Below are 23093 nucleotides of genomic sequence, written 5' to 3'. Positions count from 1 at the left end.
TTGGTTAAATTTTTTGACACAGATCATAAAGATTCTTGTCTAATTTTAGCGCTAATCGCAAGAGAGTAAATTTAAGCGTATGATTTATAGATAAAATTGGCCAAGCTATCAACTATTTTGGCGCAGTAAAAAGTGCACGGCTTTATGTTTTATTGTAACATAATTGTTGTATTTTTAATCACTATTTCAAAGATATTATTTACCAATTATAAATATCGTTATGAAAATTATCAAGGTTTTATTGTTTACCGTATTAGTGCTCATAGGTATTGCACTCATTACGGCTTTGTTTGTTAAAAGGGAGTATTCAGCAGAAAGAGAAGTGGTAATCAACAAACCTAAACAAGAAGTTTTCGAATACATAAAGTATTTGAAAAATCAAGACAACTATAGCAAATGGAATCAACTGGATCCAGGTATGAAGAAAAGTTATCAAGGGACTGATGGCACACCTGGATTTATTTATGCTTGGGAAAGTAAACAAGACAATGTAGGTAAGGGGGAGCAGGAAATCAAGAACATCGTAAAAGGAGAGCGTATTGATTTTGAAGTACGGTTTAAAGAACCAATTGAGTCAACTTCACCCATTTATATGAAAACGGAACAGGTAAGCGATGGGCAAACAAAAGTCAAATGGGGTATGAAAGGAAGAATGCCTTACCCAATGAATCTTATGTGTCTGTTCATGGACATGGAAGCAATGATTGGGAATGATTTACAGACGGGACTAAGCAATTTAAAGCAAGTGCTTGAGCAATAGGCTTAATGATTTACGTTGAACTCATTTCCACAAGCCTTACACTTATAAACATTTTTATAATAGATGGGGAACACACCCATTAGAAAAGACAATATCGCAGCGAACAGACCTTTCGACCCCCTCATGGATTTGTAATTCGTGTATAAATTGGACGACCCACATTGTGGACAAATAATCGCTGTGTTTTCTTCATTTAATGAAGGACTGTTATCGATTTCTTGAATGATCGAATAGGCTGCATCTGTGTCGGCTGAGTGGATAACAAGTTTTATACCGCCAACGGCGTAGTTATATAAAGGATTGAGCGAAACGATATGTTCGTCTTGTAGAAAACAAGGGATACCTTCACCTTCTAGCTTTGTTTTGAGTAAGTGAGCCTCTATGGGATTATCAAAAACTTTAAGGGTTACAAATTCCATTCTTAAAGATACAAAATACGAAGGACTTAAGGAATTTGTATTACCAAATAGTAATCAGGGGTACCTGAAAGCTTAACATTAAGGAATGGACATCCAATGGGTGGGTTTAAAAAGATGAGTAGCTTTAACATGTAATGGTCGGAATAGACCGTTCTTAAGATGTATTCCGTGGATAATGGGGCCAGGTGTTTGCGTATGTTCTGTGTATTCAAATTTGGTGAACAAACATTCTTGCATTTCGTCGGGAATCTGCTTATTTAGGGCTATCCATGGATTGCTGTGCTCTTCGGAGGATACCTTTTGCTTGTCTAAAAAAATGTATCTCGTTTGATAGGGTAAGGAAGGGGAGAGAAGTGGATGGAATCCGTCGACATTGATCCACTTAGCATTTAATTCTGCCTGAAGCACCTTCGTCACTTGATCGGATGTCACCCTATCGCCAGGAGTTAAATTCAGCTCACCTCCATATAAGTAGCTTTGATCCACGTCGTCAGCTGGACGAAGATAAATTCCATCAGATTTTTTAATAACGATATATGCAATTTTCTGATTCACAACGTACGATAAATATGCTAATGATTTCTTACATAGGTAACGGTTGAAACGAAATATTTGTTGTTGTTAAATTTATCTAAATGGGGTAATGCCAGCGGATCTGAAGTGATGATTAAGACATCATTTCCTTTAAATTCTACTGTCATTTCTGCCTCCTTATCGATATTCTCTATTTTTGTTATTAATTTGTTGTCGATCACCTGATAATGGCCTTTTTGATCTTCAAGCCTTACGATGGTAATTGAGTCCGCATCGGTCGTAGCATATTTACCGGACGATTTAAAGCTTCCGTTGGTATAAAATTCCATCACGCTACCGCTATATTCATCTGATTCATGTGTATATGATTCCCTTAGGTTGTCATCTTCGTATAGCTGGGTGACTGTATTCGTGCTTTTCCAGGAGCCAACAATTTTTTGTTGCGTCGTATCATCCCTTTTTCTACAGGAAAGGAGCAGCGTGGCAACAAGTACTAAAGTATAGAACGTCTTATATCGTATTGCTTTATGCATTTCAAATGACATATTAATAGGTTGTAGGTCAAGAATTATAATTCTTTGTTCTCAAGAACAATAGCAGAAAGGATGCTACAATCGCTTATTATAAAGCGGTTTTTGAAATGCTTTCAGATCGGACCACGTGAATGCTTCTCGTAACATAAGGAGTTGTGATAAACAGCGATAAAGATACACAATTTGTAAATTGTCAACCTATATTTTCTTAATTTTTTATGACTATCGGTTTTTATTGCTAAAATTGAGATTTCACTTTAATACACCGAAGGTCCTTATATTAAAGGAACGATTTAAAAGTGAAATCCTGTTGTTTTTAGATATTATTTCTGATCGTCATTTAATTTAATAATTCCGAAATTGTTTTGTATCCCATCCAACTCATCAACAAGATAACGATAATCCCGGTAATTGTTAACCAAGATGGTTGCTTATAGTGCCCCACTATTTTGCGTTTATAGGAAGCAAGCAAGATTACACTTAATGAAATAGGGAGTATAAGTCCGTTGAGTGCACCGGCAATAATCAATGTTTTTACAGGTTGGCCAAAGCGAATAAAAATGAGACCGGAGATGAGTATAAACACGATAATGAAATGCTGCTGAAATTTTTCCACTAGGGGATGGAAGCTCCGGATAAAAGAGATGGATGTATAAGCGGAACCTATTACTGAAGTAATAGCTGCTGACCACATGACCAATCCGAATAACTTATGTCCAAATTCACCGCTAGCTAACTTAAAGACGGAAGCAGCTGGATTCCCCTCATCAAGATTGAATCCTTTATTAACAATACCAATAGCCGCTAAAAATAACAGTATACGCATTATTGAAGCAATACCGATAGCACTAGCTGCTCCCCGGTTGACAGAAGCAAGCTGACTCGTACCGGAAATACCGGTATCCAACAAGCGATGGGCACCTGCAAATGTTATATATCCTCCTACCGTTCCGCCAACAATGGTTAGCAGTGCGGTAAAATCGAAATGTGTAGGTGCTAGGCTTTTTATAACCACTTCTCTTAATGGAGGGGCACTTGTTATGGCAACATATAACATCAGTGCGATCATTAATATCCCTAAGCTTTTAGCGAAAATATCCATTAACTTGGTAGCTTCCTTATAGATGAAGATCGCAAGTGCAATTAAAAGACTGATAACCGCACCATATTGGCTGTCTATCCCGAATAAGGCTGCTAATCCCAGTCCTGCTCCACCTATATTTCCTATATTGAAAGCTAGTCCCCCCAGAAAAACTAAAAAGGCGATAAAATAACCTAAGCCTTTGAAGAGCTTATTGGCAATTTGTTGCGCAGGAAGACCGGTCACGGCAATGATACGCCAAATATTAAGTTGAACTATGGTGTCTAGTATGATTGATAGGAGGATAATAAAACCGAAACTGGCGCCAAGTTGAGCAGTAAATACAGCTGTTTGCGTTAGAAAGCCCGGTCCGATAGCGGAAGTAGCCATGAGGAAGGCTGCACCTAACAACGGACGCCAATTAATCGGCTTCATTGGACGGGGCTTTGATGGTAATACCTTCTTTAAGAAGGTGATTATGAATGTTTTTTGTTAGTAATAATGCTTGTGCATTATCGCCATGTATACATAGCGTGTCGGCTTTAATACGAATAAGTTGCTGATTGATGGAAGCTACTTGCTGTTGTGTGATCATAAGAGAAACCTGCCGGATTGCTTGTAACGCATCGGTAATAACGGCATTATCTTGACTTCTAGAGGTAAGCCCTCCATTATCTTGATACGTTCGGTCCGCAAAAACTTCGGACGCAGCGGGAAGGCCTATTTTGTTTGCTGCTGCGATTAATTCACTTCCTGCTAAGCCATAAAGATAGAGTTGTTGGTCGAAGTCGAAGACCGCCTGTGCAATAGCCGTGGCCAAATTTTTATCTCGAGCAGCCATATTGTACAAAGCTCCATGAGGTTTTACATGATGTAATCGTCCTCCCGCCGCTTTTACAAACCCATACAGTGCACCAATTTGATAAAGTACCATATTATACACTTCTTTTGGAGTCATATAAATCGCTCGTCTTCCAAAACCTTGTATATCGTAAAAACCGGGATGTGCGCCAATAGCTACTTTCTTTTCAATCGCTTTTGCTACCGTATATTGCATCACATCCGGATCTCCTGCGTGAAACCCACATGCAATATTGGCTGAGCTGATGTAATCAAATAGTACATCTTGGTTGGGAAGGATGTATGAGCCGAAATTCTCCCCGAGATCACAATTAATATCAACAGAATACATAGACAACAAGATAATCATGAAATATACGTTCTTGATCAAGCAATTTACGAAATCAATAGGTAAAAGCAATCATTTTGGAAACTAGCTCTCTTTTGTAAACATGAACTGGAAACGATCGTTACATATACTTTCTATGGAACTTATTTAAGGATCATGTGAATAGCAATCGCAAGTTTTCTAAGTTCGTATTCCCTCTTCAAGTATAGCTTTTCCGCTTCGGTGCGGCTGATCGCAGAAAATTGAATAGAATCCCCGGGTTTTAATTGCGCACAAAGCGGTAAATCAATCTGAGCGACTTGTCCGATGCGCGGATAGCCGCCTGTTGTTTGGCCGTCTGCCATTAACAAAACTAAAGAGCCATTATGAGTTACTTGCAGGGTTCCTGGAACAACACCCGTAGAAAGTAATTCAGTTTGAAGAGAACGCATCAGCGGGGGACCAGCAAAGTGATATCCCATACGGTCTGCGTTACGTCCTAAAGTGTAAGTTGAAGATAAAAAATTCAATAAGGAATCGGCTCTAAACCATGTAAATTCGTTACCAGGAACGATTCTGATTATGTTTTTGTCGGGTGGTGAAAAGTGCTCTTTATGAATACTCCAATTAGTAAAATTGATTTGTGAGCTTTTTAGGCGTGACAATAAGTACGCATTTACCTCGGTTAAATCATTTGTGTTTATAAGCGAATCTCCTTTTTTTAAAATGCGTCCCTTTAAGCCACCGAATTTTCCCGTAAGATAGGTGCTTTTGCTTCCCAAGACCGTGGGGACATCCCAACCACCTGCAACGGCTAAGTAGGTTCTTGAACCGGTATCCTGATGTTTAAATTCCAGGTTTTGTCCTGCCGGGATAAAAAGAGGGCGGTTGTCTTGTAGGGCTTTACCTGAAACATAGAGGACGGAGCTCGTTCCCGAATAGGCAATTAAAAGATCGGTTTCGGCTTTTATTAATACATCCGCATAAGTCATTTCTATGACTGCTGCATTTGAAGGATTACCCAAACTAAGGTTGGCAAGTCGCATAGAGAGTGTGTCCATCGCACCAGCAGAAGGGATACCCTGCGCACGATAAAGATGTCGTCCCATATCTTGTATGGTACTCAGCATACCGGGTTTAAGGAATGTAACTTTCATGAATTGCTACCGCTTAAAAATTTAAACTCTTGTAAATCGATGATTTCAAATAGCACTTCATCACCGGCCTCCAATAAGCTTGGCGAAGGACGTTCGATATTGAAGAGTTGAAGGGGGGTACATCCTATGATTTGCCAACCACCCGAAATTTGTAAGGGATAGATACCGGTCTGTTTTCCTGCAATGCCAATTGAACCAGCGGGTACTTGCTTACGAGGGATTTCCTTTCGAGGTGTTTCCAATATTGAGGGCATCCCACCTAAATAAGCGAACCCAGGGACGAAGCCGATCATATAAACTTGATAGATGGCACCGCTATGTAAATTAATAAGTTCTTCAGGTGATATATTATGGTACGAAGCTACATATGCCAAATCTGGAGCAAGCGCTTCGTCATAACATACCGGTAAATGGACCTGTTCTCTTTTCTTTTTTTTAATTAAGGGACTTTTTTGCTGCAACTCAATTAAGTAATTGCATACCCGCTCAAAACCGTTGAGGCCCTGAAGCTCTTGTGCATGCATGACCACCAGCGGATCATAGAAAACGGTTAAAGACGCATAGGCAGGAACCGTACTTATAAAGCCTTCAAAGGGTAGACGATTTAATTGTGCATTGAATTGATGAACGCTATCAAATGTTATTTCGTCAATTCCCTGTCCAAACACAATGGTGATGGCACTTTCCGATAAAAAATGAATGCTGAAAGATGACGTATATAAATGATGAGATTTGCCAAATGGAGTTATCATGTGCAAGTTTTTTGAATCGTCACGTAAACGAAGGTAATAAACCAGAACCTTAAAATGAAGAAAATGTAATTTAACAGGTTTCGAATGACATCAAAACTTATTCTCGATAAAAATGTTAAAACTATTATGAATCAATCTGTTTATATATGGCCGAATTTGACCTTGGAGATTTAGAAAAGATCAACAAAAGCGAAGAAGTGTTGGATTTTCTGGTCGCAAATGGTATCATCAAAGAGAAAAAATTTCGAGAGCAACTCGCTTACGAAAAGGAGCTTTCTAAACTGCAGTTTGAATTACTTCGCTTGCAGCAATATATTGTTGAAAATAAAAAACGTTTATTATTGATTTTCGAAGGTCGAGACGCTGCAGGCAAAGGTGGTGCTATCAGCCGAATGATTGCGAAGTTGAATCCGAAAAAAGTAAGGGTGGTTGCGTTGCCAAAGCCAACAGAAGAAGAAGGTGGACAGTGGTATTTTCAACGATACATAAAACAATTGCCCAATAGGGGGGAGATGGTTTTTTTTGATCGCAGCTGGTATAACCGGGCAGTGGTGGAGCCTGTGTTTGGCTTTTGTTCTGACGCGCAATATGCATTGTTTATGAAACAAGTAAACTCAGTGGAGCAGCTGCTGCTGGATGACGACATTCTTATAATGAAATTTTTTCTGACAATTTCCAAAGAAGAACAACAAGAGCGATTGGAGGATAGAAGAAAGGATCCAATGAAGCGATGGAAGGTTGGCGATTTGGACGAAAAGGCACAAGAGAAGTGGGACGATTACACGCATTATATTGATAAGATGCTCAAAAAAAGTGGCACAGAGAAATTACCATGGATTGAAGTGCGTACCGATAACAAAAAAGAAGCTCGATTGGAAGTTATTAAATATGCCCTTTCGCATGTAGCTGGTTTCTCGGATAAACAGCTTCCTGAAGTGAACAAAGATCTTATAAAAATCCATAAATAGATTGTCCAAGTCATTTAGTACCTTTGGCACTCCATGAAGATTGCAATTGTAGGAGCAGGAATAGGTGGCTTATGTACTGCCGTAGCCCTGCAAAAATTAGACTTAAATGTTCATGTTTATGAAGCTGCACCGCAAATTAAGCCTTTAGGTGCAGGAATAGGGCTTGCCGCCAATGCTATATTGGGACTGAAGAGGTTGGGGATAGCACAAGAGGTTTATGATAGAGGACAGCCGGTTTCGTCGCTTCGTATGCTGGATGCGGATGGAAAAATCATCAGCAACCAGAATACCGAATTGTTAGGACCTGCCTTCGCAAACGCAAACATGGTGATTCACCGAGCAGAACTCCATGAAGTCTTATTAAGTAAGTTAATACCCAATTCGCTGCATTTAGGTAAAAAATTGCTTTCGTTTAAGCAGGCAGAGAAAGAATTTATTCTTTACTTCTCGGATGGTTCGCAAGCAATTGCCGATTTGTTGATCGCGGCAGACGGCATTCGATCCGTAATAAGGCAACAACTTATACCGGACAGCAAGCCCCGATATGCAGGTTATACTTGCTGGCGCGCTGTTATAGAAAATCCAAATATCGACTTAAATGAATCGGTATCTGCTGAAACCTGGACAGCTGTCGGCAGAGTGGGGATGTCCGCTTTACCGAACAACCGTATTTATTGGTATTGTTGCATGAAGGCGGAGCAGAACAATACCTATATGAAAAAAATGATGCCCAGCGAATTGGCCGCTTACTTCCGCAATGTACATCCCCCAATAGCGGAGGTTATTCGGAATACGGCCCCTGAGCAACTCATTTGGAGTGATGTGTTTGATATTAGGCCACTTAAGCATTTTGTCTATGAGAAAAACATCGTTCTTTTAGGAGATGCAGCACATGCAACAACACCTAATATGGGGCAAGGTGCTTGCCAAGCAATTGAGGATGCGGTGATTTTAGCAACCTGTATTGCAAAGAAAGGAAGTGTTGTGACTGCACTTGATGAATATGAAAAAAGAAGAGTTAAAAGAACAAAACGGATCATCTTGCTGTCGCGGTTACTTGGTTGGATGGCACATTTAGAAAGCCCCTTTCTGTGTACTATTCGTAACAGTTTGCTGCGCTCAATTCCGAAAACCATTACAAAAAAACAGATAGCTTGGCTATTTGATGTCGACTTTTAATACTCACTCTGCGGCTGAATCATTCGTTTTGGTCATCGTAGCTTCATTGGAATGTTTTACGGATGTAAAATAAAAGAGAAGGGGCGGGAACCTTTCGCTTTATTAATTTTAAAGTCTACTTTTGGCGCCTCTATAATCTTGATAACATAGGGAATCCCTTAAAATGAAAGGAACATAGTGGCAAACAGATCTCTCTCATCGACCCAAACTATTGACGGCAATTTAGGAATCGCAACGCTCTTGGCATTTGCCTTAATACCTTTGTCCGGTTTTGCGACCGATATATATTTACCTTCTCTACCTGCCATGGCAGTAAAATTACAAACTACAGACGTCAATGCACAGTTTACCTTAAGCCTTTTTCTAATTAGTTATGGCCTATCACAGCTTTTTATAGGTGGTATACTGGATAGTTTTGGTCGTTATCGGATCTCACTCATTTCGTTGGTTCTATTTTCGCTGTCTTGTATTCTGATTGCAAACACCAATAACATATATATTATTTATGCTATGCGTGTGATCCATGGATTAACTGTTGCGGCTATTGTAGTTGCTAAAAGGGCCTTTTTCGTTGATCTGTATACGGGCGAGCGCTTAAAGCATTACCTGAGTCTGTTTACAATCATCTGGTCAACGGGACCTATTGTTGCCCCGTTCATCGGGGGATATTTACAAGTTCATTTTGGTTGGGAATCGAATTTTTATTTTCTGGCTCTTTTTGCTGCTCTTCTTTTTTTTCTGGAACTAGGTTTCAGTGACGAAAGTTTGCAGCATCGAACGACTTTTGACTGGCGTAAAATTTTAGCGATATATTACCATATGGTCCGTACTGCAAGTTTCTCTTTAGGTATTGCTATGCTGGGATTGGCCTATTGTATGGTAATGGTTTATAATATGACCGGGCCGTTTATTGTGGAGCACCATTTTAATCAATCGCCGGTTGTTGCCGGCTATAGTTCATTACTCTTAGGTTTCGCGTGGATGGTTGGTGGTTTCATCGGAAAAGCAACGATCGAAAAGCCTTTTGTGAAGAAGATGAATATTAATATTGCAATGCAATTTCTATTCGGATTGATGATGTTATGTAGCTTGTTGTGGTTAGATCATCTAATATCATTGTTGTTCTTCGCATTTATGATTCATATTGGTGCAGGCTATACGTATAACAACTATTTTACCTATTGTTTAGGGAAATTCCCTAAGAACGCTGGTATAGCGGGAGGATTAACTGGAGGTGTTTGTTATATCATTGTTTCGATGTTAAGTTCCGGTGTTATTTATATGTTACCGGCCAAAGATGCCGGTAACCTGGCAGGTAGTTATCTGATTCTTACCGGGCTGTCGTTCTGTGTTATGTACTTCGTATTTCGGTTAAATAGGAAAATGACCATATAATTCGTCAGTTTTTATGGTGAATGTTATTTCCAAATTGCGCTGCTCGCACGCTTATAATTGCAAACTTAGATACTCGTTTTTATCTTTACAATAATCGTTAAGGATTTTGCAATGAAGGAAAACAAATATGATGATCTCAATTTCTTTGTAAATTACAGTGCGATGCCACGTTCTGTCGTTGGCCTTGAAGCTGCCGGGGAATGGCCAACTTTTCGAGCTTTATTGCCGAATTTAGCCAACAAAAGTATATTAGACTTGGGATGTGGTTACGGATGGCACTGCCGTTATGCAATGGAGCAAAAAGCGAAACAAGTTATCGGAATTGATTTATCTAAGAAAATGCTTGAGAAAGCTAAAGCGTTAACAGAGCATAGCGGAATCCGATATGAGTGTCGGGCTATTGAGGATGTCGTATATGATGAAGCTACCTTTGATGTTGTTATCAGTTCGCTCGCCCTTCATTACGTGCAGGATTTTCAACAGGTTTGCCAGCGTGTTTATCATTGTTTGGTTCCAGGGGGCGTATTTGTTTTCTCCGTAGAACATCCTATTTTTACAGCAATGGCTTCTCAAGATTGGTTTTATGATGAACAGGGGCATCGATCACATTGGCCTGTGGATCATTATTTTAGCGAAGGATTAAGGAAAACTCAATTTCTTCAAGAAGAGGTCGTAAAATATCACCGGACCGTTGAAAGCTATTTGTCAAACTTGTTGGATGCTGGTTTTGCAATTAATAGGCTTTGTGAACCTAAACCGTCAGCACAGGCGTTAAAAGATTATCCAGATATGGTTCATGAACTAAGGCGGCCGATTTTTCTTTTACTTTCGGTATCTAAATAAGAATGTTTTGAGTTTTACAATGGACAATAGGGCAATGAAGCATTATAAAGTGGTAGCTGCAGTCATAGAACATGAGGGCGCCATTCTTTGCACCCAAAAAGGTGAACATATGCACCACTATTTACGGTACAAATATGAATTTCCCGGTGGAAAAGTGGAAGGCGATGAACGAGACGAAGATGCGCTGATTAGGGAGATCGAAGAAGAGTTGGCATTAACGATCAATGTGAATAGGAAAATAGCTGTTGTGAATTATCAATACCCCGACTTCATGATCACACTGACTGCTTTTCAATGTAGTTCCACTTCACGTAAGATTACGTTAACGGAACACATTCAAGCGATATGGTTGCCCAAGGACAAGCTAAAAACATTGGATTGGGTGGCGGCCGATCAACCTATCTTACAATACCTCTAAGTGTACTTGTTTTTGCCCTGATTATAATTTTTTTGTTGCATTTTATGAAAGATGCATCTTTTTAATAAATTAGCGCTTACATTTTAAATCGGACTCATTTGGCAGCATGGCTGAATGTTGGCCTAGCCCCAAGAGCCTGTGATTTAAAAATCTAACCACTTTGTACTGTTAAAAATTATAAATGTTTTTTTATGTTAGCGCGTGCAAAACGATTCTATCCGTTTTATCCTATTCTGTTTTTTTTATTGGGGCTGCTACCTTATAGCACATACGAAACTTGTTTCGCTCAAGGTCTTTCACTTTATACGCCCTATCCAAAAATTTCAATGCCACCTGGTGGATCGATCGATTATTCAATTGATTTGATCAACAGTAGCAGTGCCATAAAAACCAGTGATATTAGCGTCGTGGGTTTGCCAAAAGATTGGAGCTATGACCTAAAATCAGGCAACTGGGATGTTGCTCAGCTTTCTGTTCTTCCAAAGGAAAAGAAAAATTTTACTTTGAAGGTTAATGTCCCGATGAAGGTTAACAAAGGGATTTTTCGTTTCCGGGTGCAGGCGGGGGCTTACGCCTCTTTGCCACTAATTGTACTTGTATCGGAACAAGGAACCTATAAAACCGCGTTTTCTTCAGATCAACGAAATATGGAAGGGGCGGCAAATTCGATGTTCACTTTTAATGCTACGCTAAGAAACCAAACTGGCGATAATCAAGTTTATGCGTTGACAGCGCAAACGCTTCCTGGATGGAATGTATCTTTTAAAGCAAATGGCAAACAGGTATCGTCGATAGATATGGTGGCAAACCAAAGCCAAAATATCACTGTTGAAATAGATCCATCGGATGAAATGAAGGCAGGTTCCTATAAAATTCCTGTTTTAGCGAGTACGGCAAATACGTCCGCTAATTTGGAATTTGAAGTGGTTATCATGGGATCTTATAAAATGGAATTAGGTACGCCAACAGGTTTGCTCAGTACTCGTGTTACGGCAGGTGAAAACAAGCGAGTGCAGCTTGCTTTAAAAAATAGCGGATCGGCTGATCTGAAAAATATCGAGATGAAATTTTCTGCGCCGGCAAACTGGGATGTCATTTTTGAACCCACGAAAATTCCGTTGTTAAGGCCCCATGCAACTGTTGATGTTTTCGCAACCATAAAAGCAGATAAAAAAGCGATAGCGGGCGATTATGTAACGGAATTGGAAGCGAAAACACCGGAGATTTCTTCAAAGGCTTCGTTTCGTGTATCTGTGGAAACTTCCCTATTATGGGGATGGATGGGGATTTTTATAATTTTTGGGGCGATTGCTTGCGTATATTACCTTATTCGTAAGTATGGAAGGAGGTAAGAGGTGGCAGACGTTATTGAATTAAAGGGTGTTACCAAATGTTACGGTTCTTTGAAGGCGGTTGATGACTTAAGTCTCGGAATCCGGAAGGGTGAGATCTATGGTCTTCTCGGACCAAATGGTGCGGGTAAATCAACAACTATCTTAATGATGTTAGGCCTAACTGAACCGAACGAAGGTTCGATTAAGGTTTGTGGTATCGATTCTACTAGTAATCCTGTAGAGGTAAAAAGGAAGGTTGGTTATCTACCCGATAATGTCGGATTTTATGAAAATCAAACAGGTTTGGACAACCTAATTTTTATTGCTAAACTGAATCGTGCAACAAGCGCCGAGGCAAGAAATCGGGCGTTCGATCTGCTAAACCGTGTAGGTTTAACGGATGCGGCCAACAAGAAGGTAGGAACCTATTCCAGGGGTATGCGTCAACGACTTGGTTTAGCTGAAGTTTTGATCAAAAAGCCAGAAGTAATTGTTTTGGACGAACCAACGCTTGGTATCGACCCTAGCGGTGTTAAAGCGTTCTTAGGTTTGATTGTGCAGCTAAGCAGGGCAGATGGGCTGACTGTTTTGCTTTCATCTCATCATCTACATCAGGTGCAACAGGTGTGTGATCGTGTAGGCATTTTTGTCAGTGGTAAGTTGATTGCTAACGGCCCGATACCGGAGCTTTCTGGTCAACTATTTGGTAATAAGTTGTTCACTGTAGAGGCGGGTGTCGTTTGGCGAACGTTGGAGAAGAGGGAGCAACTGGTAACCGATTTAAGAAACATCGATGGTGTCTGTAGCGTTGCATATGAAGAAAATCGATTATTGATCGAGTGTTCTATGGATGAAATAGCGACAATAGCACGAACAATTGTTTATTCAGGTATAGATCTTACCCATTTGTTCCAGCGGCAATATGGGCTGGATGAAATTTATCAGCTTTATTTTGAGGGAGGGCATAATCATGCATAAATTGTTTCATTTTAAGCCAATTGCTCCTGGTCTGAAAGATGAAAAATCTTCACATCCTTTCGGAGTTTTAGTAGCCAAAGAAATCAGTGACCATATCCGAAGTTGGCGTTTTATCATTTTACTCGCTCTTATTCTTCTAACTTGCATCAGTTCTTTATATACGTCCCTCAGCAGTATCAGTAAAACGGTTGCGAAACCGGATGATCCGGAAAATACTTTTTTATTGCTGAAATTGTTTACACTATCTGATGGAACCTTACCTCCTTTTCACGTTTTTATTGGTTTTCTGGGGCCCCTTCTAGGAATTAGTTTGGGCTTTGATGCAATTAATTCCGAGCAGAATGCCGGGACCTTGAGTCGTGTTATGGCACAACCTATCCACCGCGATTATCTCATCAATGCAAAGTTTGCGGGCGCTTTAATTGTGATCAGTACACTCTTTTTGGCTTTAGGATTGGCAGTTATAGGTTTAGGAATTATCATTATTGGTGTACCACCAACGCCACAAGAGCTCTTACGGATTTTTCTCTTTATTTTTCTCAGCATATTTTACGTGGCTTTCTGGTTAAATTTGGCTATTTTCTTTTCCATACGATTTAGACAAGCAGCGACCTCTGCGTTGACGGCTATTGCGGTTTGGCTATTTTTTACTGTGTTTTATCAAATTATAGTCAGCCTTATTGCTAAAGCAATTATACCGACAACGGCTATTGAAACCGACCAAACTTTAAATTATCAAAAACTGATCAATGATCTGCTCCGAATTGTGCCTAGTCAGCTCTATAGTGACGCTACCACAACCCTTCTGATGCCTTCTGTTCGTAGTTTAGGTCCTTTGACAATGGAACAGGTTTATGGTGCTATACCGAGCCCGCTACCGATCCTTGAGAGTTTAACTATTGTGTGGCCACAGCTGACAGGTTTGTTGGCCGCGACTATATTATGTTTTGCAGGCTCCTATTATAGTTTTATGAGAAGGGAAATAAGATCATGATGTAATATCGTCATAAAATGGACACCGCAGATTTCTTAACCTGAATTATTTCAGGCAAATTAAAGTCTGTATACTTTGGCGGCATTTGCTATTTGCTCCTCCTCCGTTGTATCTGGATACAGTAGGTATCTTGGGGCAAGGATCGGTTTGGCTTTTTCTATTTGAACCGAAATTATATTTTTTATTGGGAATTTACCTTGGGTTAACTGTGTTAAGCTTTGCAGCATTGAATTGAAATGGATATGACTTGCATCTATAAGAGCGGCTTTTCCTTTCAATTGCCACCCTTTTTGCACTAAAATATCGATGAAGCTAATACAAACATGGCTGTTCTCGATTATGTTCTTGACAGATTGGGGTGAGGCAATATCGGCAATTAATAAATGTTGTCCATAATGGGTAAAAATCTCTTTCGGAGAAACATTGGGAATACCCTCCTTAGAAGCTGTTGCCAGCCAACATAAGACGCTTTTATCAATCGCATTTTTAATCTCATCCGTTAACATATCGTAAAGCTAGTATTTTCTTATCAAATAATGGCTCCATATGTTGGGCATAATCAAAGTCTTGCTGTATTATGCGTGTTCCAATCTCGGTTTTTTACTCAGTCTTTTTTCCGGCGCGCGGCTTTTTCCAAACTGCTTATATCTGATATATGAAATGAGGGCAACTGCAAAAATTGACGTTACCGTAACATACACCCAGGACGGGACGGGAACAGGATCGCCTTTTGCGTAAGAATGTAAACCGGAAAGGTAATAGTTAACCCCAAAGTAGGTCATAATAACACTTGAAAAACTGAGCAATGAAAGTAAATTGAATAAAAACTTCCCCTTTAACCCCGGGATTAAGCGGATGTGTAAAACAAAGGCATATATGATAATGGAAATGAAAGCCCAAGTCTCTTTGGGATCCCAGCTCCAATAACGTCCCCAACTTTCGTTTGCCCAGATACCTCCAAGAAAGGTGCCGACGGTTAATAAAAATAGTCCAACGGTAAGCGACATTTCATTGACGATTGTCAGTTCGTTTAAGGATGAACTGACTTTTGATGCAATTTTGTTGTTGTTGATGATATGCAACAAAAGTGTCACCATACCAATGAGCGCACTTAATCCGAAAAAACCGTAACTGGAGGTAATGATAGCTACATGTATCATGAGCCAATAAGACTTTAAAACAGGTACGAGTGGGGTGATTTGAGGGTTCATCTGTGACCCACCATGTGCAAAACCCATTAATATAACAGCAATAAGACATCCTGCGGCCGGAATAAATGCATTACTATTACGATATAATATGAGACCTGACAGTATCCCTATCCAACTAATAAACATGACCGCTTCATAACCATTACTCCACGGTTCGTGGCCGGATATGTACCATCGGATGCCAAGACCCAGTGCTTGTAAACTGGCTGCTGTCATTACAATAATAAGTAAAACGGCGATTATTCGACTCACAATTATGGCATCTGAGAAAAGCTTAATAAATGCTAATGCGAGAATAAGACTTCCCAACAAAGCATATACAATCATGAGCTTAAAGAAAATATTCCAGGAATTGTATCTGATTTCCCACTTTATCTTTGCTTCTGAGGGTATGATGTCTTTACCGATTTCCTTTTGCAGCGACTTTAATTTTTCCAACTGTTGATCCGCCTGCTGCCAATTTTGCGTAGTTTGTGCATAAATCACCTCCTTAAGATAGGTGGCGAAAGGATTTTTAATATCAGTATTATGACTCGCATGTTCGCTACCCCAAGCAACCCAAGTATTGTTCGGATCATTAGGTATGGGTAATACACGCAAATATTGTCCGCTGATGAGGTATTGCATAACCTGAAGTTTATCATTCAGTTCGATAAGCTCTTTGTCATAGCTATTTTGATCGGCAGGCTTTTTTGCGAATGCGCGTTGGTAAGCATCTTCGAGGACAAACGTTGCTTTGTCATCGCTCAAAGTAATTAAATTAAGAAGGGACGTATAACCGTTCGCGTCTGCTTTTACAAGATGGAGTAGTTCCGGGCCGCCCTTTGCATTTACTTTAATTAGAGGAATTTGTGCCCAATCAAAGGGTTGCGTTGATACTGACAAAAGAAATTGATTGGCATCTAATCCATAAAACTGATCTTTATGATAGAGCTTTCGTAGAATTTCTAAACCCAAGGTATTTATAGGCTCAATTCTTCCGTCAAAATTCTGGACCAAAAGACTCCCAAAACTAGCCGCGTGAGATTTGTTGATTTTTAATGATGTTGCAAAATGTTCGGGATCTAGTATTTTGTTTGGCTGAGCCACAGGAAGAGGTGTGGTAGTTGCTGATTGTCGACTCGAATCATGTAGATGCACATGGTCATGGTCATGTTGGTGCTCTTGCTCATCACCTTTCAATAACTGATCTCCTTTTGAAGGACCATGCATATCTATTTCTTGCCCATAACTGATACCAAAAGGTAAAAACAAAAGGAATAGGAGTAAGGCTTTTTGTTTTGACAAAGATCGTAATTGCTCATTTAGTTTAGAAAAACGAGTCCCTTTCCAAAATAAGGTTACAAACATGCCCAGAAAAAGAAATGTATAACCTATATAAGTTACAGTAGTTCCCCAGTAATCGTGGTTAACAGATAAAACGGTGCCCTTTTCGTCCGGATCAAAACTTGATTGGAAGAAGCGGTAGCCACCGTGGTCCAAAACATGATTCATAAAGATAGTATAGGGTTCCTCCGATTTTTTTTCTACAATTGCTAGATCCGATGAATAGGATGCAGGGCTATTGCTTCCAGGATATTTTTCCATCTTAAATTTTCGAAGTTTAAGTTCAAAAGGGGTATAATATATTTTAGAACCATAGCCTATGGATACGGTTAATCCACCGATTTCCGATTGGTGCTGAAAGCTGGTGATTCCCTTGCCACCATAAAATAATACCGTATCGACAGCATGAGCTGTGGAGAGCTCTAATTTAACTAAATCAGCATCACTTTCGTGGGTACGTTTATCGCCTTCAAAATGCATGATTTCTCCTGAGCTCGGTAGTTGAGGTACAACAAATGTAAGTCCGCCAAGGGTATAGAGGCTTCGGAGGTGAAAAGATTGTTGCCGTTCTGCTTGGAGTTCGCCTCGCTCTTGCGAAGCCATGATCATATAACCTCCACCTACGGGTGAATTGATGCTCAGATTTCCTCTTTCTCCCTGTATGTTTACTGCCCCCGGCGTTTCTTTGTTATAACTAACAAGCATATTTTGAATGAGTTGTACGCTCCCGGAAGGGATGTACTTGTTCTCTCTTTTGCCCTCAATTAAAGCAACAAGATGTAGAATGCTTTTTCCCGATGGTGATGCTACTAATGAATCTTGGGCCCTGGGAATGTAATCCAAAACGCGCATTCTCAAACGCTGACCCATAAAATCATATTCTGCAGCATATTCTTTTTTAAAGGGCTTTAAGTAAAAGGGGACCTGTTGGGAAGTTAGAATAACCGGCACATCATTATAAGCCAGCGCTTCTTCACCATTCGTGATCTGTACCTTAAAAAAAGAAGCATCGGAAATAATTTCATTATTCGATTCACCTTCGCGAATATGCATCGAGCCTTCGAAACTGATATAGCGTGTAATGGCCCCGCCAATGAAAATCAATATAAAAGACAAGTGGAAAACTAATAATGGCCATTTTTTGCGCTGAAATAGCTGATAACGTTTGATATTTCCAATGAAATTAAGCACCAGTATGATCATAATTAGTTCGAACCACCAACTATTATAAATGAGCGCTTTGGCTACAGGGGTACCATAATCATTTTCAACAAAGGTTGCCACCGCCATAGAGAGGGCATACAACAATAACATAAAACCCATAGTTCGGGTAGAAAAAAGTATCTTTCCGATGATATTCATTAAAACATATTTAGCTGAGTAGCAGACAAAAAAAGTAGCTCCTTAATGGAATCCGCGGCAAATATCTTGCTTTTTAAAGGGAGAAAAGTAACACCAATATAATTTTTTTGTAAAAATAGAATAGCGATTGAGTTATTGCCAGGGCTCTTCGTATATTTCGGGATAGCCTTCTGCTTCAATCAAATTAATACCAATTCCTTGCAGAAATTGCATCTTACCCGAGCTTTGCTCGTTCGGCTTTTCTTTCTTTGGAACAATATACCAGGCCTTTTTTCTTCGACTCGGGAATTTTCGATAGTATTTTGCACGTTCTATCAGCAGCCATCGGATAAAAATCTCATTTTCCTCCAAGCCGAGCCCGAATATACAGAGCTGCTTATTGAAAAGAATATGAAGCCATGTGTTTGCTCCGTTCCAAATCATTCGATTTTTACTGTTAAAAAGATTGCGTGTGCCACCTTTATAAATATAGTTTCTTGCTTTTTCTATGGATCCCATATAGTGAGAAAGCCCCAGGCGAATGCTTCTATGATAGCTGACGAATCCATTGATAAACCATATACCAAAACCTTCCAAGGGATTTCTTAACTGATGAGAGGAGAAATAGGTTGACCACGGATAAAAGTCGGTAAAGGGAGCTTTAAAGCGAAATTGCCTCAATGAGGGTAGCGATGAAAGTGTTCGGTCAAAGTTTGTTGTCAATATAGGAGCATTATGTCTTTCAGCCCACTTTACAAATGAAGTATGATGATCAAGTGGTTGCCAGTCCTTTAGTAAACGGCTAACTTTTTTTTGAATTTGAAATGGATGGGCAGTACTGTCAATACTTGCTAAATCTAGCAAATCATAAAATTCTGTGATCGTAATGCCCTTAGGAACGAATTTATATGCTTCAGGAGAAAATTGATGCCATAATTTGAGAAGCAATTCTTCCCAAGATAATGCATTTGGGTTATTTGGATATCGATTAATCCCATTGCCAATTATAAAGGCGATATCTTTCTCGGTATGGATCAATTCCCTGAATTTCATCGTATATTTTTCAATGAAGGTGGAACAAGTAGGCAAGCTACTAAAATATGGTGAAAAGTACGAAAGATAAGTGTCGGACCCTTATACTAACCGTACGTTATAAACTATAGGTCCCCGATAAAATCAACTCGATCTTGATAGAACTCGATGAAAATTCCTTCATTATAATAATAATAGGTCATAATAAATGCATCACCGTCATAATAAGTGTCTCGATCATCAGGAGGCCCCCAATACCGCTCTACCATATCAATTCGATGTCCTGGTTGAGGCCAATAATTTTCCGGGTCATAATTGTCTTTTTCGCATCCCGAAAATACCGAGGAAAAGATTACGAAGAACGTAATTAAACTATATCGTATAGAAAAGAGGCGCAATGATTTTTTGCTCATGAATGTAGTCGAAGTTTGATAACAAGTTACAAATGTATAATTTTACAAATTATAAGAACGGAAGGACAGATCTTGAGTGAGAAGTAGTAAGTTACCTAAAGATTTTTACATACAGGAAGATGTTCAGCGAATAGCTACACAGTTACTGGGAAAAATTCTATTTACGCATGTTGACGGAGTGTTAACCGGAGGGCTGATTGTCGAGACAGAGGCGTACAATGGAATTACTGATAAAGCTTCACATGCCTATGGACGACGTTACACCGGAAGGACAAAAGTTATGTATCTTGAAGGAGGTGTTTCTTATGTTTATCGCTGCTATGGGATCCATGATCTCTTTAACGTTGTAACCGGACCTAAAGATATACCACAAGCGGTTCTCATAAGAGGTATTGAACCGGTGGAGGGAATCGATTATATGTTGAGGAGGCGGAATATGGAAAAATTAAACCCAAAACTTTCTGCCGGGCCTGGAACCTTGACAAAAGCTTTAGGTATTACAAATAGCTTCAATGGGAAGAGTTTGAGCTGCGGTGACATTTGGATAGAGGATGTCGGACAAGTCCTTCTTGAACAGGATATTATTGCTACAACTAGAATTGGCGTTGACTATGCGAAGGAGGATGCCCTATTGCCGTGGCGGCATTATATAAGAGGCAATCGTTTTGTAAGTCGAAAGTGATAAGTAGAGACGATACGAAAATAGCGAGTTTTAACTGCTCAAATACTCCCAAGCGCTGAAGTAGGCATGCTCCCTTTCCATATGTGAAATTAAGTCTGCATAAAAGGAGAACTTAGATAAAGTATGACTGTCGCCGATCATGATTAGTTTCTTTTTTGCTCTGGTCATAGCTACATTCATGCGTCGGGTATCTTTTAAGAAGCCAATTTTCCGTTCTTGGTTGCTTCGTGTAAGACTGATAATAACAATATCTCGTTCTTGTCCTTGAAAGCCGTCGACCGTATTGATCGTGATTTTTTCTTTATGTATGGAAAGGGGAGAGCTTTGAAACAGTGTGCGAAGTTGTTCTACTTGTGCCGCATAAGGAGAAATAATAGCAATCGTTGGATAATTTTTTGGTAAGTAATGTCGGTCGAGTGATACGCTCAAAATAGAAAGGTATTGCAGAACAAAGGAAGCCTCTTCTAAATTGTAAATACTTCCTTCGCCTTCCATTTCTTCAAATCCACATCCGATCGTGTCAATAAATTGTAAAGGCTGATCATCATTAAACAGCAGCGTATTTGCAACGGAGTTGTGAGCTATTAACAAATTTTTGTAAAAGATGCGGGAGGGGAAGTGCATAATAGTGGTATGCATCCGGTATTGCTCTCTTAGCATGATTGTAGATTGGGGGTACAAATGAATGCATTTCTCCAATAATGTTTCCTTAAGACCCTGATTCCCGGCCGCAGTTGATTTGATTGTTGGAGGAAGTTGCTGGTGGTCGCCGGCTAGTATCAATTTTTTTGTTTTTAGAATCGGAATCCAACATGCCGGCTCCAAAGCTTGCCCGGCTTCATCTATTATTGTCGCTTCAAAGCTGCGATTTGCTATTGAATAATGGCTTGCTCCTATCAATGTAGTTGTAACCACCTGTGCTTTTTCAATGACAAACCGTATAGCATGTTTTTCCAAGGCATCTGCCTCTTTTATAAGTGCTGTTGCTTCCGCAAACAATGCTTGCCGTTGAATCCGTTCTTCCTTGCCAAAGTTACGTTTGTATTTTCGTGCCATTTCACGAAATTGATTGGCACGCTTTCTGATTTTTTTTACCTCCCTCATTTGCGATATTTGAGCGATTTGCTCATCTAATGTTGCATGTAGTAAACGCGGCGTTACACGTGCAGGACTTCCGATTCGTACGACATTAATTTGCGCCTCAATAAGCCGCTCTGTGAGCAAATCTACTGCTGTATTACTTGGCGCAACAACTAATAACTGGCTTGGCTTTTCTTTAAGTAAAAGTTTGCAAGCTTCGATGAGTGTTGTGGTTTTACCGGTACCTGGAGGGCCATGAACAATAGCTATATCATTCGCAGATTGAATTTTTTCAACAGCTAATTGTTGATCGATATTTAGTTTTTCGGAAAAAATCGAGGTAAGCGAAGGGACAAAGGTTGGTTGTTTTTTTCCTGTTAATACTTGAATAAGCGTATTTTTATCTAGGTTCGAAGCTTCCAGCAGCGCCTTCTGCATTTGCTTATAGCTATACTCATCAAACAACAAGTCGACCCCAAGTTTGCCTCTTTGCGTCCAATCGGGGAGCTCTTCGAGACGTAAGATGATTTTCATATCGCTTTTAACGATGTGGGATACCTGTCCGGTCATTCGGTGATTAACAGGATCAAGATTGGAGAAAATAGCAACAGAGGCACCGGATTTAAAGTTGTGCATTGCTTCTTGATCCGCTGAATGCGCTATTTCAATCGATATATAGTCACCTCTTTCAACGGCTGTTTTTTTGATATTAATTGGAAACCAAGTGTTCCCGGCTATTTTTCTTTGTGTAACGGATAGGGTAGTTAAAGAGGTTTGAAAAGCGTTTCTATCTTCTATTTGTTCTAATTTAAGTAAGGCCAACAAGTTGTCAAAATAATTCATGTGACAAAGATAAAATTGCTTGAGTTAATCATAGCGTTAGAAATAATGGTTTTTTTCTTATAAAGATGTAAATATTAAAAAGGGTCTTTTAGCTGAATGGGTCCGCTGTGCGTCCGTTATGCATCCGTTTTTTTCACTGAAAATACGGGCATATAACGGGCCGTATACGCCAAATATACCGTTCAGGGGAGAAGAAGGTCATTTCCGGGGGTGCTCTTTTCCCCGTTCCGCCGGTGCACAGAAAAAAAACGCTCTGTTTTCCAGCTTGTTGTATATATCACGTATTTTTTTCGGGCTGAACATTTGCGTTTACGCAGAGGAATCGTACCTTTGCACTCCGCTGACGGAGGGAGGCGGTCGTTGTTCTGAAAGGTCNCAGAAAAAAAACGCTCTGTTTTCCAGCTTGTTGTATATATCACGTATTTTTTTCGGGCTGAACATTTGCGTTTACGCAGAGGAATCGTACCTTTGCACTCCGCTGACGGAGGGAGGCGGTCGTTGTTCTGAAAGGTCCGCGCGGGGATATGAAGAGGTGCCGGAGAGGGGAGAAAAATATTTTCGGAAATATTTTGCGGATACGGAAAAAGCTGTTACCTTTGCAGCCCCGAAGGGGGAAAAGGGAATGACGCCCGAGGGGAGACCCGGGGGATGT

Annotated in this window: 23 protein-coding genes; 11 read left to right on the top strand and 12 right to left on the bottom strand. The window is 39.9% G+C overall.

What is annotated here, in order from left to right; translation table 11 throughout:
- The first annotated feature begins 220 nt into the window (after positions 1-220).
- Positions 221-760, top strand: coding sequence for an SRPBCC family protein (locus RYH73_RS18305; protein WP_335314914.1), 540 nt, complete (start codon positions 221-223; stop codon positions 758-760).
- Between the two features lie 2 nt (positions 761-762).
- Here RYH73_RS18305 and RYH73_RS18300 read toward each other — a convergent pair whose 3' ends face one another.
- The 7 genes from RYH73_RS18300 to pxpB form a co-directional block, all read right to left on the bottom strand.
- Positions 763-1179 carry a putative signal transducing protein gene (locus RYH73_RS18300; RefSeq protein WP_335314913.1) on the bottom strand — a complete coding sequence of 139 codons (417 nt, stop codon included), beginning with the start codon at positions 1177-1179 and terminating at the stop codon, positions 763-765.
- Between the two features lie 78 nt (positions 1180-1257).
- Positions 1258-1734, bottom strand: coding sequence for a hypothetical protein (locus tag RYH73_RS18295; RefSeq protein WP_335314912.1), 477 nt, complete (start codon positions 1732-1734; stop codon positions 1258-1260).
- Between the two features lie 17 nt (positions 1735-1751).
- Positions 1752-2246 carry a hypothetical protein gene (locus RYH73_RS18290; protein ID WP_335314911.1) on the bottom strand — a complete coding sequence of 165 codons (495 nt, stop codon included), beginning with the start codon at positions 2244-2246 and terminating at the stop codon, positions 1752-1754.
- A 340-nt stretch (positions 2247-2586) separates the two neighbouring features.
- Positions 2587-3762 carry an NRAMP family divalent metal transporter gene (locus RYH73_RS18285; protein ID WP_335314910.1) on the bottom strand — a complete coding sequence of 392 codons (1176 nt, stop codon included), beginning with the start codon at positions 3760-3762 and terminating at the stop codon, positions 2587-2589.
- Positions 3749-4519: a LamB/YcsF family protein gene (locus RYH73_RS18280; protein ID WP_335314909.1), complete on the bottom strand. Its 771-nt coding sequence runs from the start codon at positions 4517-4519 to the stop codon at positions 3749-3751. Before RYH73_RS18280 ends, RYH73_RS18285 begins: the two co-directional genes overlap by 14 nt.
- 140 nt (positions 4520-4659) lie before the next feature.
- Positions 4660-5652: a biotin-dependent carboxyltransferase family protein gene (locus tag RYH73_RS18275; RefSeq protein WP_335314908.1), complete on the bottom strand. Its 993-nt coding sequence runs from the start codon at positions 5650-5652 to the stop codon at positions 4660-4662.
- The gene (pxpB, locus tag RYH73_RS18270; RefSeq protein ID WP_335314907.1) at positions 5649-6404 is read right to left on the bottom strand and encodes a 5-oxoprolinase subunit PxpB; all 756 of its coding nucleotides are present in this window, start codon (positions 6402-6404) and stop codon (positions 5649-5651) included. The genes RYH73_RS18275 and pxpB overlap by 4 nt, the downstream gene beginning before the upstream one ends.
- A 146-nt stretch (positions 6405-6550) precedes the next feature.
- Between pxpB and ppk2 the strand changes: the two genes are divergently transcribed.
- From ppk2 to RYH73_RS18230, 8 genes are all read left to right on the top strand, one after another.
- The gene (ppk2, locus tag RYH73_RS18265; protein ID WP_335314906.1) at positions 6551-7372 is read left to right on the top strand and encodes a polyphosphate kinase 2; all 822 of its coding nucleotides are present in this window, start codon (positions 6551-6553) and stop codon (positions 7370-7372) included.
- A 33-nt stretch (positions 7373-7405) separates the two neighbouring features.
- Complete coding sequence (locus RYH73_RS18260; RefSeq protein ID WP_335314905.1) at positions 7406-8551, top strand: FAD-dependent monooxygenase; 1146 nt, start codon at positions 7406-7408, stop codon at positions 8549-8551.
- Between the two features lie 177 nt (positions 8552-8728).
- On the top strand, positions 8729-9946 hold the full coding sequence (locus tag RYH73_RS18255) for an MFS transporter (protein WP_335314904.1): 1218 nt from the start codon (positions 8729-8731) through the stop codon (positions 9944-9946).
- A gap of 111 nt (positions 9947-10057) precedes the next feature.
- Positions 10058-10789 carry a class I SAM-dependent methyltransferase gene (locus RYH73_RS18250; protein WP_335314903.1) on the top strand — a complete coding sequence of 244 codons (732 nt, stop codon included), beginning with the start codon at positions 10058-10060 and terminating at the stop codon, positions 10787-10789.
- A gap of 34 nt (positions 10790-10823) precedes the next feature.
- Positions 10824-11207 carry a (deoxy)nucleoside triphosphate pyrophosphohydrolase gene (locus RYH73_RS18245; protein WP_335314902.1) on the top strand — a complete coding sequence of 128 codons (384 nt, stop codon included), beginning with the start codon at positions 10824-10826 and terminating at the stop codon, positions 11205-11207.
- Between the two features lie 191 nt (positions 11208-11398).
- Complete coding sequence (locus RYH73_RS18240; protein WP_335314901.1) at positions 11399-12559, top strand: COG1470 family protein; 1161 nt, start codon at positions 11399-11401, stop codon at positions 12557-12559.
- Positions 12560-12562: 3 nt separating this feature from the next.
- Positions 12563-13519, top strand: coding sequence for an ABC transporter ATP-binding protein (locus tag RYH73_RS18235; protein WP_335314900.1), 957 nt, complete (start codon positions 12563-12565; stop codon positions 13517-13519).
- Positions 13512-14513 carry an ABC transporter permease gene (locus RYH73_RS18230; RefSeq protein WP_335314899.1) on the top strand — a complete coding sequence of 334 codons (1002 nt, stop codon included), beginning with the start codon at positions 13512-13514 and terminating at the stop codon, positions 14511-14513. Before RYH73_RS18235 ends, RYH73_RS18230 begins: the two co-directional genes overlap by 8 nt.
- Positions 14514-14572: 59 nt before the next feature.
- Here RYH73_RS18230 and RYH73_RS18225 read toward each other — a convergent pair whose 3' ends face one another.
- The 4 genes from RYH73_RS18225 to RYH73_RS18210 all read right to left on the bottom strand — a co-directional run bounded on the left by RYH73_RS18225 (position 14573) and on the right by RYH73_RS18210 (position 19836).
- The gene (locus RYH73_RS18225; RefSeq protein ID WP_335314898.1) at positions 14573-15019 is read right to left on the bottom strand and encodes a pyridoxamine 5'-phosphate oxidase family protein; all 447 of its coding nucleotides are present in this window, start codon (positions 15017-15019) and stop codon (positions 14573-14575) included.
- Between the two features lie 69 nt (positions 15020-15088).
- On the bottom strand, positions 15089-18412 hold the full coding sequence (gene ccsB, locus RYH73_RS18220; protein ID WP_335314897.1) for a c-type cytochrome biogenesis protein CcsB: 3324 nt from the start codon (positions 18410-18412) through the stop codon (positions 15089-15091).
- A gap of 132 nt (positions 18413-18544) precedes the next feature.
- On the bottom strand, positions 18545-19444 hold the full coding sequence (locus RYH73_RS18215) for a hypothetical protein (protein WP_335314896.1): 900 nt from the start codon (positions 19442-19444) through the stop codon (positions 18545-18547).
- A gap of 104 nt (positions 19445-19548) precedes the next feature.
- Positions 19549-19836 (bottom strand): hypothetical protein, encoded by a 288-nt coding sequence (locus tag RYH73_RS18210; protein WP_335314895.1) that lies wholly within the window; start codon positions 19834-19836, stop codon positions 19549-19551.
- Between the two features lie 76 nt (positions 19837-19912).
- Here RYH73_RS18210 and RYH73_RS18205 point away from each other — a divergent pair, with 76 nt between their 5' ends.
- On the top strand, positions 19913-20518 hold the full coding sequence (locus tag RYH73_RS18205; protein WP_335314894.1) for a DNA-3-methyladenine glycosylase: 606 nt from the start codon (positions 19913-19915) through the stop codon (positions 20516-20518).
- A 30-nt stretch (positions 20519-20548) separates the two neighbouring features.
- Here RYH73_RS18205 and RYH73_RS18200 read toward each other — a convergent pair whose 3' ends face one another.
- Positions 20549-22441, bottom strand: a complete 1893-nt coding sequence (locus RYH73_RS18200; RefSeq protein ID WP_335314893.1) for an AAA domain-containing protein — start codon at positions 22439-22441, stop codon at positions 20549-20551.
- 403 nt (positions 22442-22844) lie between these two features.
- On the opposite strand from RYH73_RS18200, the gene RYH73_RS18195 reads away from it, so the two are divergent.
- A partial coding sequence (locus tag RYH73_RS18195) for a hypothetical protein (protein WP_335314892.1) occupies positions 22845-23093 on the top strand: 249 nt, incomplete at its 3' end.

The organism is Olivibacter sp. CPCC 100613 (assembly GCF_036959255.1).
Classification (GTDB): domain Bacteria; phylum Bacteroidota; class Bacteroidia; order Sphingobacteriales; family Sphingobacteriaceae; genus Olivibacter.
This window is presented reverse-complemented; position numbering and strand designations above follow the sequence as displayed.

Excerpts from the sequence above, each read along its gene's own strand:
- RYH73_RS18305 (WP_335314914.1), top strand. The coding sequence starts at position 221 with ATGAAAATTATCAAGGTTTTATTGTTTACCGTATTAGTGCTCATAGGT.
- RYH73_RS18300 (WP_335314913.1), bottom strand. The coding sequence starts at position 1,179 with ATGGAATTTGTAACCCTTAAAGTTTTTGATAATCCCATAGAGGCTCAC.
- RYH73_RS18290 (WP_335314911.1), bottom strand. The coding sequence starts at position 2,246 with ATGCATAAAGCAATACGATATAAGACGTTCTATACTTTAGTACTTGTT.
- RYH73_RS18285 (WP_335314910.1), bottom strand. The coding sequence starts at position 3,762 with ATGAAGCCGATTAATTGGCGTCCGTTGTTAGGTGCAGCCTTCCTCATG.
- RYH73_RS18280 (WP_335314909.1), bottom strand. The coding sequence starts at position 4,519 with ATGTATTCTGTTGATATTAATTGTGATCTCGGGGAGAATTTCGGCTCA.
- RYH73_RS18275 (WP_335314908.1), bottom strand. The coding sequence starts at position 5,652 with ATGAAAGTTACATTCCTTAAACCCGGTATGCTGAGTACCATACAAGAT.
- pxpB (WP_335314907.1), bottom strand. The coding sequence starts at position 6,404 with ATGATAACTCCATTTGGCAAATCTCATCATTTATATACGTCATCTTTC.
- ppk2 (WP_335314906.1), top strand. The coding sequence starts at position 6,551 with ATGGCCGAATTTGACCTTGGAGATTTAGAAAAGATCAACAAAAGCGAA.
- RYH73_RS18260 (WP_335314905.1), top strand. The coding sequence starts at position 7,406 with ATGAAGATTGCAATTGTAGGAGCAGGAATAGGTGGCTTATGTACTGCC.
- RYH73_RS18250 (WP_335314903.1), top strand. The coding sequence starts at position 10,058 with ATGAAGGAAAACAAATATGATGATCTCAATTTCTTTGTAAATTACAGT.
- RYH73_RS18245 (WP_335314902.1), top strand. The coding sequence starts at position 10,824 with ATGAAGCATTATAAAGTGGTAGCTGCAGTCATAGAACATGAGGGCGCC.
- RYH73_RS18240 (WP_335314901.1), top strand. The coding sequence starts at position 11,399 with ATGTTAGCGCGTGCAAAACGATTCTATCCGTTTTATCCTATTCTGTTT.
- RYH73_RS18230 (WP_335314899.1), top strand. The coding sequence starts at position 13,512 with ATGCATAAATTGTTTCATTTTAAGCCAATTGCTCCTGGTCTGAAAGAT.
- RYH73_RS18225 (WP_335314898.1), bottom strand. The coding sequence starts at position 15,019 with ATGTTAACGGATGAGATTAAAAATGCGATTGATAAAAGCGTCTTATGT.
- ccsB (WP_335314897.1), bottom strand. The coding sequence starts at position 18,412 with ATGAATATCATCGGAAAGATACTTTTTTCTACCCGAACTATGGGTTTT.
- RYH73_RS18215 (WP_335314896.1), bottom strand. The coding sequence starts at position 19,444 with ATGAAATTCAGGGAATTGATCCATACCGAGAAAGATATCGCCTTTATA.
- RYH73_RS18210 (WP_335314895.1), bottom strand. The coding sequence starts at position 19,836 with ATGAGCAAAAAATCATTGCGCCTCTTTTCTATACGATATAGTTTAATT.
- RYH73_RS18200 (WP_335314893.1), bottom strand. The coding sequence starts at position 22,441 with ATGAATTATTTTGACAACTTGTTGGCCTTACTTAAATTAGAACAAATA.